Origin of the sequence: Bacteroides salyersiae WAL 10018 = DSM 18765 = JCM 12988 (genome assembly GCF_000381365.1) — a bacterium.
Taxonomy (GTDB): domain Bacteria; phylum Bacteroidota; class Bacteroidia; order Bacteroidales; family Bacteroidaceae; genus Bacteroides; species Bacteroides salyersiae.
This window is the reverse complement of the sequence record NZ_KB905467.1, coordinates 830,591-843,794: the sequence shown is the minus strand read 5'-3', so window position 1 is coordinate 843,794 and position 13,204 is coordinate 830,591. Positions and strand designations below refer to the sequence as shown.

General features: G+C 39.8%; 14 protein-coding genes and 1 pseudogene. 1 reads left to right on the top strand and 14 read right to left on the bottom strand.

What is annotated here, in order from left to right:
- Positions 1-327: 327 nt before the first annotated feature.
- Complete coding sequence (locus tag HMPREF1532_RS14810) at positions 328-1,548, top strand: IS256 family transposase (protein WP_240043655.1); 1,221 nt, start codon at positions 328-330, stop codon at positions 1,546-1,548.
- Between the two features lie 112 nt (positions 1,549-1,660).
- Here HMPREF1532_RS14810 and HMPREF1532_RS14805 read toward each other — a convergent pair whose 3' ends face one another.
- From HMPREF1532_RS14805 to HMPREF1532_RS14740, 14 genes and pseudogenes are all read right to left on the bottom strand, one after another.
- A complete protein-coding gene (locus HMPREF1532_RS14805; RefSeq protein WP_005931164.1) occupies positions 1,661-1,906 on the bottom strand; it encodes a YecH family metal-binding protein in 246 nt (81 codons plus the stop codon).
- A 238-nt stretch (positions 1,907-2,144) separates the two neighbouring features.
- On the bottom strand, positions 2,145-2,342 hold the full coding sequence (locus tag HMPREF1532_RS14800) for a hypothetical protein (protein WP_005931162.1): 198 nt from the start codon (positions 2,340-2,342) through the stop codon (positions 2,145-2,147).
- Between the two features lie 240 nt (positions 2,343-2,582).
- Positions 2,583-3,440, bottom strand: coding sequence for a hypothetical protein (locus tag HMPREF1532_RS14795; protein WP_005931160.1), 858 nt, complete (start codon positions 3,438-3,440; stop codon positions 2,583-2,585).
- 7 nt (positions 3,441-3,447) lie between these two features.
- Positions 3,448-4,526, bottom strand: a pseudogene (locus HMPREF1532_RS14790) (clostripain-related cysteine peptidase).
- Positions 4,527-4,714: 188 nt separating this feature from the next.
- Entirely contained in the window at positions 4,715-5,116 is a 402-nt protein-coding gene (locus tag HMPREF1532_RS14785) for a hypothetical protein (RefSeq protein WP_005931154.1), read from the bottom strand.
- A 77-nt stretch (positions 5,117-5,193) separates the two neighbouring features.
- Positions 5,194-5,817 (bottom strand): murein L,D-transpeptidase catalytic domain-containing protein, encoded by a 624-nt coding sequence (locus HMPREF1532_RS14780; protein ID WP_025819574.1) that lies wholly within the window; start codon positions 5,815-5,817, stop codon positions 5,194-5,196.
- Between the two features lie 143 nt (positions 5,818-5,960).
- On the bottom strand, positions 5,961-6,821 hold the full coding sequence (locus tag HMPREF1532_RS14775) for a sigma-70 family RNA polymerase sigma factor (protein ID WP_002561589.1): 861 nt from the start codon (positions 6,819-6,821) through the stop codon (positions 5,961-5,963).
- A gap of 195 nt (positions 6,822-7,016) precedes the next feature.
- Entirely contained in the window at positions 7,017-8,555 is a 1,539-nt protein-coding gene (locus HMPREF1532_RS14770; protein WP_005931145.1) for a trypsin-like peptidase domain-containing protein, read from the bottom strand.
- Positions 8,556-8,818: 263 nt separating this feature from the next.
- Positions 8,819-9,736, bottom strand: coding sequence for a cation diffusion facilitator family transporter (locus HMPREF1532_RS14765; RefSeq protein WP_005931143.1), 918 nt, complete (start codon positions 9,734-9,736; stop codon positions 8,819-8,821).
- A 233-nt stretch (positions 9,737-9,969) separates the two neighbouring features.
- On the bottom strand, positions 9,970-11,793 hold the full coding sequence (locus tag HMPREF1532_RS14760) for a YgiQ family radical SAM protein (protein ID WP_005931140.1): 1,824 nt from the start codon (positions 11,791-11,793) through the stop codon (positions 9,970-9,972).
- 24 nt (positions 11,794-11,817) lie between these two features.
- Positions 11,818-12,294 carry a DUF456 domain-containing protein gene (locus HMPREF1532_RS14755; protein ID WP_005931137.1) on the bottom strand — a complete coding sequence of 159 codons (477 nt, stop codon included), beginning with the start codon at positions 12,292-12,294 and terminating at the stop codon, positions 11,818-11,820.
- 3 nt (positions 12,295-12,297) lie between these two features.
- Positions 12,298-12,642 carry a hypothetical protein gene (locus tag HMPREF1532_RS14750; RefSeq protein ID WP_005931135.1) on the bottom strand — a complete coding sequence of 115 codons (345 nt, stop codon included), beginning with the start codon at positions 12,640-12,642 and terminating at the stop codon, positions 12,298-12,300.
- Positions 12,639-12,857, bottom strand: a complete 219-nt coding sequence (locus tag HMPREF1532_RS14745) for a sulfurtransferase TusA family protein (protein ID WP_005931133.1) — start codon at positions 12,855-12,857, stop codon at positions 12,639-12,641. The genes HMPREF1532_RS14750 and HMPREF1532_RS14745 overlap by 4 nt, the downstream gene beginning before the upstream one ends.
- Positions 12,854-13,171 (bottom strand): hypothetical protein, encoded by a 318-nt coding sequence (locus tag HMPREF1532_RS14740; protein ID WP_005931130.1) that lies wholly within the window; start codon positions 13,169-13,171, stop codon positions 12,854-12,856. Before HMPREF1532_RS14740 ends, HMPREF1532_RS14745 begins: the two co-directional genes overlap by 4 nt.
- Positions 13,172-13,204: the final 33 nt, after the last annotated feature.

Below are 13,204 nucleotides of genomic sequence, written 5' to 3'. Positions count from 1 at the left end.
GATACAGAAGGGGATAAAAAAAAGAAATTAACGATGTTAAAAAGAGGATGCTCACTATTTTGTGGCTACTGCCTACTATTTTGTGGGAACAGAAAAAAACACAGATTAAAAGAAAAAACGGAATGAGGAAAAAAACAGGAATCAAGTATAAAACTTGAATACTGAAGTTTGATATTTACACAAAAAAGTGGACAAGGCAAAAAATGAAGTGTACCCCAAAAGTTAGACATAAAAGGCACTATAAAATATTTTGTGTAAATGTAAAATACGGGATTCAGTATGGGTTCCGTATTTTTTATTTAATAGCTTTGCAAAATGAAGAAAATTATGAAAGAGAAGAATCATGTAGTGCCTGATGAGGTATTAAGTAAGGAGTTCCTTAGCCAGTTCAAAACAGAAGCTGATGTCAGCAAGTTTCTGAAGCAGTTACACGCGCAGGTATTGGAGAAAATGCTTGAAGGTGAGATGGATGCCCATCTGGGTTATGAGAAGAATTCGGTTTCCGGTCATAACAGCGGCAATTCCCGTAACGGCAGCTACCCCAAGAAAATCCAAACCGAACACGGTGAAGCGGTCATACCTATTCCCCGTGACCGTAACGGTGAATTCGAGCCCATAGTTGTTCCCAAACACGAGAGTCGTGGGCTTTCCATAGAAAAACTTGTTATCTCCCTATATGCCAAAGGAATGAGCGTGTCCGACATAGAAGAGGAGATGCGTGAAATCTATGAGATAGAACTGTCCACATCAGCCATTTCCATCATCACGAACAAAGTCAATCAAGCTGCTCAGGAATGGCAGAACCGCCCTTTGGACCCGGTCTATCTTATCGTTTGGATGGACGGTATTGTCTTCAAGGTTCGTGACAACGGTAAAATCATCAACAAGACTGTCTATCTCTGTATCGGTCTGAAACAGAACGGCTTGAAGGAAGTCCTTGGCATGTGGGTGGGAAAATCAGAAAGTTCTTCATTCTGGATGGGTGTCCTGACAGATTTGAAGGCCCGCGGAGTGCAGGACATACTGATTACCTGCACTGACAACCTGAACGGATTTACCGACACCATACGTGCCGTATTTCCTCAATCTTCCACGCAAATATGTGTCGTACATCAGATTAGGAACTCCTGCAAATATGTCGTTTACAAGGACAAGAAAGAGTTTACAGCCGATATGAAGAACATCTATAACGCGCCCAACAAGGAGGCTGCTGCCGTGGAACTGGATAATTTGGAAAAGAAATGGGGAGGGAAGTACCCTTATGCCATCCTCTCATGGAGGAATAACTGGGATGACCTGACTGTTTTCTTCCAGTTCCCATTGGAAATCAGGAAAATAATCTACACAACAAACCTCATAGAAAATCTGAATGGAAAAATCAGAAAGTACACTAAATCAAAACTTTCATTCCCTTCGGATGATGCTGTGAAGAAAATGGTATACCTTTCTCTGATGGAGATTGAGAAGAAATGGACAATGCCGATTACTAACTGGGGATTGATTATGAATCAATTTATGCTTATTTTTGAAAACAGAATTCAGATATAAGAGAACTTATAACTGAATCCCGTTTCTATTTACACAAAATTATGGATACTGCCGTTAGACATAAAACTTTTGGGGCACACTTCAAATAGTGAACAGTACCACCGATAAAAATCTACTTACCTGTTTCGTGACTACAAACCTTAGATACATCTACGGTAAATCCATCCCTCACAGGCATAAACTTACCTTTCTTTTTAAGAAATTCGATTAATTCATCAACATTCATATCATCTGCCGAACAAGCATAAAAATGCTGACATTCACCAAACTTATCTACAATTGCTTTCCGCAAAGATGATTCTGAATAACTATTTCCTTCCATCATGTGGAGAACTTCATGTGCATGTAACTGTTCCATAATCATATTTTTCTGCAAAGATAATGCAAATACATGAATCAAAACTGTAACAAATGTGACAGAAATAATAATTATTTTATTGCATTAAAAACAATATTACCCTGCAATAATAACCATAATTATCACATTTTTTAGATAAACTATACTGCAAAAACGATCTTTATTATATTGCAACAAAAACCTCATGCCAAGCCTATCAATCACATCCATATTATCCGAAATATGAAAACATCATACATTAGTGCATAGCATTAGGAATTATCGACACAATATAACATTCTTCATCCGCAGCTTCCACTTCGGCTTCAAATAATTTATAAGCCACACCAATAGCCTCTTCCGGAGAACTTGCCTCTATGTTTTTCTTAACATTCAGGCTTTCAACGACTTGTTCTCCTTCAACAAGTACGTAATAGATGATTACAGCATATTCCATTGCTTACTGTTTTTTTAATTACCGCAATATTGTCGGTGCTACAAACATAGATTTTTTATCCATAAAATCAAAATAAAAAAGAACTTTCCACCACCTATTTAAATCGTATGGTCTGTAGCATCTCATTGACCACTCCCTCCGTTCTTTCTACCGGAGTGGTTGCAAAACAAGAAATAATACACGCCTTCCCTGTCTCCGGACTAAACAAAGCAGCAAATGTCCAAACCAGACGCGGATCGGTTATATATCGGTCGACTGCATACGCAACACATTATGATCCACCAGTCCGGTATTCATATCAAGAACGGAGAAATCATAACCATCCAGCGCAGTGTCTCTCCAAGAGTCCACACACTCTTTGAAGTAAGCTTCAGTAGTATTCGTATCATATACCCCTACTACTGTTCCCCAAATACTGTCTCCCGATTCGAAGGAATGGTATATGTTATCGGAAATACTATCTACTCTTTCACACAACAAGCCCTTCGGGGCACGAAAAGCAACAACTCCGTCGGTATATTCTCCCTTTTCCGGAGAAAGAGACACCACAGCAGTACTGTTCCCTAAATAAGATATAAAATAAATTAGCAGAAGCAAGGCCGGTATCACCAGTAAAGAAATCGCAAAATATTTATCTCTTTTGAACACCATACGTTCTTCTTTAGGAAAAAGATTCTCCACCTGCCTGGAAACACAAAGATAACTGAACCAGATAAAACTCCAAACCAATGCTTTCACCACCTGTGGAAGGCTATCCCACCCTGTATCCGGCATTTCACCGGACAACAAAACCAACATATTGGAAATAAAAATAATGATAACATATAACTTTCCGAGAAAAACGGCATTAGGCCGAATATACAAAAAAGCATAAATGGTATAACCGGCTAACGCCACAAGACCTAAAGAAAATAAAATATCGATACCGGAAAAAAGACAAGTAATAAAACCAACGTTGTCTACAGAACTAAAACCGACAATGGACATGATCAAACTAAACAATGAACCAAAGCCTACTACAAACAGAAAAAAGGAAAGCCAACCACGGACATATTTTTGCTTCGGAGTTGGAGGGATAAGATTTGAGGTGTTTTCCATAGTATATTTATTCCAATAAGACTTCAGTAGTATCCCAGCCCACAGCAGAATACCACTGTAAATTCTTAAAATAAGCATTCCATTTAGTAAAAGACTTGTATGGAATATAGCAACCAATACCGGAATACATATCTTCATCAATATTTACCAATGGATAATCATTCACATACCCTTCGAAAATAACAGTTTTTCCAAGTTGTCCTTCAAAAGCTAAAGGAATATTTCCACCGGTCACTTCACTTACAAAAGCTCTGAAATCATATGATGAACGACTTAGTTCTCCTCTTCCATACCCATATCTATTCTGAAATAAGGATAACATAGATGGAGTAAAACTTGCAATATTCTCCATATTCTCTTGCATAATAGAACGAGTAACTGCAGCCAAAAGCTCCATTTCATCAGTCTTCACAACAGCAATTGTGGCCCAAGGAAATCTTTGTGTTTTATAATAATCAAGATATGCCTGAGCTAATAAAACTGCATTCCTTTCTTTATCGTCAACAGACAAAAGATACTTTACAATATTTTTATAAGGAAAACCGGTACTCATCACCTCCGCCGGAGAAAGGATCAAATAATCGGCACTATGTCTAAGTTCATATGCAACTTCAACCTGTGCATCAAACAGGCATCCATCAAAATATAGTCAAAATGTATAGAAGTACGTGCCAACACATCAGCCAAATCAGGTATGTCAATTTTTAAGCCACCGTCATCCCCAAAAGACCGAGTACGACTATGATCCACCGGAAGCCATCCTGTAGCATGAGATCCAAATATCAATCCATAACATTCCGCAGGGCATAGTTCTTCTACATCTTTAAATACATCAAGCATCACATCCTGAGACAGCGAATTCTGTTCATTATATGTTTGAATAATCACCCGATCACTCACTTTTCCATCTTCCCCTACTTCATATTTAAATAAAGTAGGCTGTGGAAACTCACTCCTATAATACTTCCCTCCATCCCAATAAATCACAAAAGTCCCTGGAGTCTCCGCATTTTTCAACCCTTCTTCTACCGACGCAATGTTAGGATATATATCATCACTTATACTATTATCTGCGACCAAATACATAAGAACAGTTCTTGAAGCTTTTATCTTAGGCTCTTCATCGTCATGACAAGATACCAAAAAAACTACCAGATAGAAAAAGAAAGAAAGTGTAATCAGTCGCTTCATTTTAAATTTATTTATTACAATGTGTACAAAGATAAAAAAATAAGAGATACAAACCATGTATCTCTTATATATTAACGTCCGAACTACTCTTCCGGTTTAGTAAACCGGAACTTCTCCGGATCTATTTTTTGCAGAACAATCGATTTATTCTTCTTATATTTTCCGAGTACTTTCAAAGCCTCCTTATCAATCTTCTTTTTATTATCGGAAAAATAAATCATACAGGTACGATTAGGCAAGTTCATTTCAAACTCCAGGAAGTTCTTCAACTGGTAGCTATACAATTCACGATGCGGCAAAAAACCACCCTTATCAAGATGAACACTATCCAACAACTGAATGTCGGTATAATACACCACCGTATCAGTAAACGATGCTGAAATGCCAAAGGCATACACAGGCTTGTGAGAACCTTTCTTTAGTGAAAACGCCGAACACATTGTAAACACCAATGCTATGGCAAATAGTATTTTTACGTATTTCATATCTGAATTGTTTTTATCGTGGCAAAGGTAACAAAAAAGAGGAAATATCCCTTATTTATCACAAATAAATGGCATTACTAACGATACATCCATAGCAACACCGGCTTAGCCTCACCCTTTAGCAATTTGTCTACTTTTCGCATCACATCATTGCATATCACAGGACATCCCTGGCTTATCCCCAATGGAAGATGTACCGGATAAATATCGGTCGCAGGCACAAGATCATACGAATGAAGCACAATTACACGTTTGAAAGCATTGTCATTCGTCGGTTCCAGTCCGTGCAATTTATAATGAACGTTGATTCCCCATTTGCTATACGAACGGATACCGACTTTATAGCGTCCCAAAGAAGAACAATAACTTCCCTCCACATTACTGAATACAGGTTTGGAAGCAGTACTGTTTTTCCCATACCCATGTGCACAAAGGCTGGCATATACGACAGAATCACCCCTAAAGTCCCAAACAAAAAACCTTTTCTTGCCGGAATGTATACAGAAATCGACCAAGAAACAGTAATTGGTATTGAATCCCTTATCTACACAATAAACTTTTGCAGAATCTGCCTTTAACTTCAAACGATTGTATTCACCAGTAGAGAAAGTATCGGCGCTTCCACCACATCTGCCACGTGCAATAAAACAGAATATGAAAGCCAAAAACAGAACTAACAAAAATCGAACCGGTTTATTCATAAGACAGTATACTTACAAGTAAAAATACAGGAATACGCTTCTACAAAGACATAAAAAAGTCGTGTAAGCACGTTTTAAGATTGTTACCCTAAACACTTTTACTTACACGACTAATACCTTTTTTCGAAAACTGATATATCGACTTATCCCAAGTACGATTTGAGCAATTTACTACGATTACTTTGTCTTAATCTTCTGATTGCTTTTTCTTTTATCTGGCGAACGCGCTCACGTGTGAGGCCAAACTTATCGCCGATTTCTTCTAATGTCATTTCCTGTTGTCCGATACCGAAAAACATCTGTATGATTTCTTTTTCTCTATCGGTTAACGTAGAAAGAGCTCTATCAATTTCCCTCGCAAGAGACTCATTTACCAGAGAGCGATCCGCCATAGGCGAATCATCGTTTACCAGCACATCCAGCAAGCTGTTGTCTTCTCCTTCAACAAACGGAGCATCCACCGAAATATGACGGCCGGACACCTTTAATGTATCAGAGATTTTATCAACCGGGATTTCCAGTTCGTCTGCCAACTCTTCAGGAGACGGACGACGTTCGTTCTCTTGCTCAAACTTGGAAAAGGCTTTGCTGATTTTATTCAGCGAACCTACCTGGTTCAATGGGAGACGAACAATTCGCGACTGCTCTGCCAATGCTTGCAGAATAGACTGGCGAATCCACCATACAGCGTAACTGATAAACTTAAATCCACGTGTTTCATCAAACTTTTCGGCAGCCTTGATCAGTCCTAAATTGCCTTCATTAATCAAATCCGGCAAACTCAAACCCTGGTTCTGGTACTGCTTGGCCACAGATACGACGAAACGAAGATTGGCACGTGTCAGTTTTTCCAACGCTACACGGTCACCCTTACGAATACGCTGAGCGAGCTCTACCTCTTCTTCTACAGTGATGAGATCTTCACGACCTATTTCCTGCAAATACTTATCAAGAGAAGCGCTCTCTCTGTTAGTGATACTTTTGGTAATCTTTAGTTGTCTCATTCTTATAAAACAGATTTGGAGTGCAAAGTTACAACAAATAATTTGTTAACTTATTATCTTAACGTAACTTTTTCACCATTATTATTAACTATGAAACAAAAAAGAACACCGACAAGTTGTCTGTCGGCATTCTTTTTCTTATTCATTAGCTAATATTACAATCTTCTTACCTTAAATTAATTATAAACTACCCATTTATTCCTGAGTCAGATCAACGGCGTAGTTGGCACGTTTTCCAGAGGGGAACATTCCGGTGAGGAACAATACCTGATCCGGTGACTTAGTAGCTGCCTTGAGCACTTCTTCCAGATCACTGACTTTACGTATTTGCTCGCCATTAGCTTTCAAGATAATGAAACCTTTACGGACACCCGCATCCTTCATTTTTCCATTGGTAACTCCTGTCACTTCGACACCATATCCTAACTTGAGTTGTTTCTTCAAATCAGCAGGAATCTCCCTGAAAGCTGCACCCAGAATTTCCATTCCGGCATTCTTTACTACTTTGGTAGTTCCCTGTTCATTCTTCAATATCACCTCTACATTCTTCTCTTTCTTATCGCGAATCAACTTCACAGTCACCTTGTCACCCGGACGATGCTTAGCAAGTGCTTCCTGCAAATCAGCAAAGTTATGTACTTTCTTTTCATCAATACCGATAATAACGTCGTCTACCTTGATATCGGCACCGGCAGCAGAACCACCGTCAACAATTTCACGAACCCAAACACCATCTACCACACCGAATTCTTTTGCTTTATCACGAAGTGTAGTACCTGATTTATCGATAGGCTGCTGGTCTTCCATAATACTGGTTCCCAAAGAAGCCCCTGCGATACCTAACATTGCACGCTGTACAGTACCGTATTCTTTCAAGTCGGCAACCACTTTCTTCATAATGCTGGTCGGGATAGCAAATCCATACCCGGCATATGCACCTGTAGGAGATGACAACACAGAGTTGATTCCAACCAATTCACCTTTAGCATTAACCAACGCACCACCACTGTTACCTTGGTTGATCGCAGCATCCGTCTGGATGAACGATTCGATACCACCGTTGTAAACACCCAATGTACGGGCCTTTGCACTTACGATACCGGCAGTTACAGTAGAATTCAGATTAAACGGGTTACCTACTGCAAGTACCCACTCTCCTACTTTCAACGCTTCAGAATCACCAACCGGAATGGTAGGCAGATCATCATCCGATTCTATTTTCACCAATGCAAGGTCAGTACTCGGGTCTGTACCGATGATACGTCCTTTAAATTCACGGTTATCATTCAACTTCACAGCTATTTCGTCAGCTCCGTCAATTACGTGATTGTTCGTTACGATGTATCCATCTTTAGAAATAATGACCCCCGAACCGAAACCTACACGTTCCGGAGTTTGTACTCTACGCTGTCCGCCACGTCCATCACCGAAAAAGAAATCAAAAATATCGGGAGGTGTCTGAACGGTCTGCGTCTTTGAAGTCTGAGTTGATTTTATATGGACTACAGCATGAAGCGAATTTTCAGCCGCTTGTGTCAAATCTACCGGTTGTGCATCGATTGCATCAAAAGCAGCCAATTTTACATTAGGGTTCTGCTGGAACACCTCATTAAATGCTATCTGCTTATCGGTATCCTGCCCCTGCATCATTTTGTAGGTAGTTATGCCTGCAACTCCTGAACTCAGCAGAACGATAGCCCCTACTCCTAAAATGTTTCTTGTTGTCTGTTTCATACTATTCTTTTTATTCTTTAAAATGTTAATATTCCGTTTTGTTTTAACTTTATGACGTTAAAATAACGACAAAAATCATTCACTTATTCCACTTGTCACTCTTTTTTGTCCTCTTTTAACAGAGAATATTTACTGATTAACAGCGGTTAACGGCATGAACTGACAAATTTACATTCATTACATGACAACCCTTTTAACATGCATTTCCTACACAGGGGAATATGCCAAATATGGCAGTATGTCACCCATAATATACTTTTGGATTATTCCACCATACCTTTATCTATACCGAATCTTTCATCCGTCTGACATTTACCGGCAGGTTCTACATGTACCAGAATATCATAAACGTTATCGATCGAACCTTTAATGCTCTTCTCTACAGAATCGGCAATCTCATGCGCCTGCGTTATGGTTATTTTGGGATCGACTTCTATATCGAGTGTGATCAGATATAAATTCCCTATCATTCTCGATCGGACACGATGGGGATTGCCTGCACCGGGTACTTGCTCTACAGCTTTGAATATCTTATTATATACATTGACATCCTTAACGCCATCCATCAATTCTACATTGGAATCTATAAAGATGTTCACTGAAGACTTTATAATGAACAGACTGATTATCAATCCAGTGATTGAATCGAGTATAGGCAGTTTAAATATAAAAGTAAAGATCAACCCCAGTAATACTCCGGATGAGATGACCACATCATTACGCATATTGACTGCATTTGCCGTAAGTAAGGAACTGTTGATCTTCTTTCCTTGTTTATATTGATAAGATGCCAGCAACAACTTGCCGGCAATAGAAAACAAGGTGACATATATGGCAATGGGAGAAGGAATTTCTTTAGTTTCATTTGAGAAAATACTCCCAATTGCAGACAACAACATTTGTACACCGGCATAAAAGATCACAAGTGACAATATCTTAGTTGCAATACCCTCGGCCTTTTCATAACCGAACACATACTTCTTGGAAGGTGGCCGGCTGATAACACGCGCCGTAAAAATCATAACGATGGAAATAACCACATCCGTTGCCGAATCAATACCATCACCGAGTACAGCCAAACTACCGGCCCACAGACCAATTACAATTTTCGACGCAGAAAGTACCGCATTACCAATCGTACTTATCCACGAAGTTTTTATTAATATTTTCTCTCGTGACATTTTAAATTAAATAATGTGCCAATTTAAGAATGAAAAAATGAAAGAATGAAAGAAAGAAAGAAAGAAACATTCAGACAATTAATAGATTAACATGAATTCGATATAACTTTTATCTCGTATGGCCTCCCTCTTTCCTTTCAAGTTATGTAGCATTTTCATCTATCGAGTGGATGCTAAATTATACCATTTTAATTCTTTCACTCTTTCATTCCTTCATTCTTTAATTTTTCAATTCACCTCTTTCCATAAAGCTTATCAATCAGGTCCTGCCGACCGATACGGCGTAATTCATTTATGATATTCCGGCGTTCCTCCGGTTTATACCAAAAAAAGAACTGTCGCTGTGCCAGCTTTTCTTTTTGCGTTTTAGCACTAAATACCGGCTCCAAAGTATATGGATGAAATCCGGTATACCAAGCTTCCGTTGCTACCGTCATTGGTGTAGGAGTAAAATCCTGTACCTGTTCCAGATGAAAATCCAGACGTTTGGTAATAACCGCCAACTCTGCCATATCTTCTTCCTTACAACCGGGATGGCTGGAAATAAAATAAGGAATAAGCTGCTGGCGCAATCCTTTTTCGCAATTGATCCGATCGAATATCTTCTTAAACTCTCCAAACTGGTTAAATGAAGGCTTACGCATAATAGAGAGAACACGATCACTGGTATGTTCCGGTGCTACTTTCAACCGTCCGCTTACATGCTTTTCAATCAGTTCACGGGTATATTCGGAAGTACTTTGATTGACCGCAGGATCTTTACTCTGATGCAACAACAGGTCATAACGTACCCCGCTACCGATAAATGATTTTTTAATACCTGGCAGCGCATCCACCGCATAATAGATATCCAGTAAAGGGCGGTGATCGGTATTCAAATTAGGGCAAACTTTAGGATGAATGCATGACGGGCGCTTGCATTTCCGGCAAATATTCTCATCTTTTCCTCCCATTTTGTACATATTGGCCGAAGGACCTCCCAAATCACTGAGATATCCTTTAAAATCGGGCAACTGCATGACCTCTTTTACCTCTTTCAGAATAGATTCCTTACTGCGGCTCACAATAAATTTGCCTTGATGTGCCGATATTGTACAAAAAGCACATCCTCCAAAACATCCGCGATGAATATTCACCGAGAACTTAATCATATCGTAGGCAGGAATACGCTTCCCTTTATATTTCGGATGCGGCAGACGTGTATACGGTAAATCAAACGAACCATCCAGTTCTTGCTGTGTCATAGGAGGATATGGCGGATTGACGACTACCACACGTTTATCGACCCGTTGCAGTATACGTGAGGCAGCATATTTATTGGACTCTTCTTCGATATGTCGAAAATTACCCGCCTGTTTTTTTTTGTCTTTCAGGCATTCTTCATGAGAATAAAGCTCTATATCTCCTTCCGCACGGATAGATTCCATCTCAGTCGCATTGCACAAATAAGCTGTTTGCAAAATATCTGTCGGTATCTCCACAGAAGATTGCATACGCTTGCAAAGCTCCACAATCGGTTTCTCACCCATACCATAGATAAGTAAGTCCGCACCACTGTCACATAGAATACTTTTCTGCACCTTATCCTGCCAATAGTCATAATGACTCAACCGACGCAAACTCGCCTCGATTCCACCTAAAACTACCGGGACATCGGGATAGATTTTTTTCAATATCTGACTATATATAATCGAAGGATATTCCGGACGCATATCCGGACGACCGTCCGGAGTGTAGGCATCTTCGCTGCGAAGGCGCTTATTGGCCGTGTATTTATTCACCATTGAATCCATACACCCTGCCGAGATACCAAAAAAAAGACGAGGGCGACCCAACTTCTTAAAATCGCGCAAGTCATCACGCCAATTCGGTTGAGGAACAATAGCTACCCGTAATCCTTGCGCTTCAAGGATACGGCAGATCACTGCCGGTCCGAATGAAGGATGGTCTACATATGCATCTCCACTAAACAGGATAACATCGAGCTCATCCCACCCGCGCAATTCTACTTCTTTTTTTGTAGTGGGTAGCCAATCGGTAAGTCGATATTCTTTCATGCTGCGAAGATACGGATAATTTCGCTATACTAATGCATGGATAAAGCAGAAGATAAACCATCCACATACGGCTACTTTGAGTACAGTGCCCAAAAGAAAACCTATAAAAGCCCCGAATCCGGCTTTCAGTGCATGCCTCGTTTCCTTGCCGCCCAACAACTCTCCTATAAATGCACCGGCAAACGGACCAATAATAACACCCCAAGGCGGAAATAGAAAGAGTCCGGCAAACGTACCGATAATACAACCCCAATTTCCCCAACCCGTACCTCCGAATCGCTTCACTCCAAACATCGGGACAAAATAATCGAGTATCTGAATCACTACGACAAGAAGTAACCAAAAAAAGAGTTGCAACGGCGTAAAAGTGACCTTATCGGTAAGTTGAAGCAGTACTAAAGCCACATAAGCAATAGGCGGCCCCGGCAACATAGGGACAATACAACCGATTAGCCCTACCAACAGGCAAATACTCCCCAAAATAATCAGAAAGATATCCATAAATTATCCGATGCGTTTGATGATAGAAATAAATTCTTCATTCGTCATACCGAAGTCCTGCTCACGATAGTTCACAAAATCCTCCAGATAAGCACTCGCTATACCATCCATGATATCTTTTCCATCAAGACCGAGTTCATCAAGCATAAAACGTATCAATCCCTGATAAGCATGAATGGTTTTTATTCGTTGATCGGCAGCCGGTACAGACATCATCTGGCATTGATGCTCATTACGGGCAATAAGATAAACGGTAGCATAGAATTTATCTACACTACCATATATACTGTTTATTTTTTTAATTGCCTTTCCCGGCAGTTTTTCTAATTTCTGTTGTATTTCACTCATCCTGGAATAGTAAACTGTAAAGTCATCTGCTCACCATCATAAATTTCGCGAAAGCCGATGCCTTGCTCCGACAAATATTCTTTTAAGTCCTGAAATGCATTGGCATTATCCATAATAATCTCCACAGTATCACCGGATTCAGCACTACACATGGCCTTTATGGCTGGAATCAAGGGACTGTAAGCAGTCGTCCCACGAGTGTCGACAGCAATCATGACTCCTCCTCTTCTGCCTCTTGCGAATTGAACCAGACAAGATATAACTTTATAAGTTGCTGCAAACCGAATGCTTTCATATTGTTGTGATAAATCACATCAATGCAAAGATCGAGCAGGTCCTTACTGTCTTCCTCCTGACTGGCAATAAGTGAACGGATATTGAGCTTGAGTTTATCGAGAACAGCTTCATCGACAATACCGTTACTGTCGATAAGATGACGAAACAACGCATATTTTTCAATTGTTCTCAAATTCTCTTCTGAAACTTCCATAGTGCGTGTACCACTGGGATTTGCTTGTATGGTATACATAATCTTTTTATTTTAAAGTTAATGATAGCGACA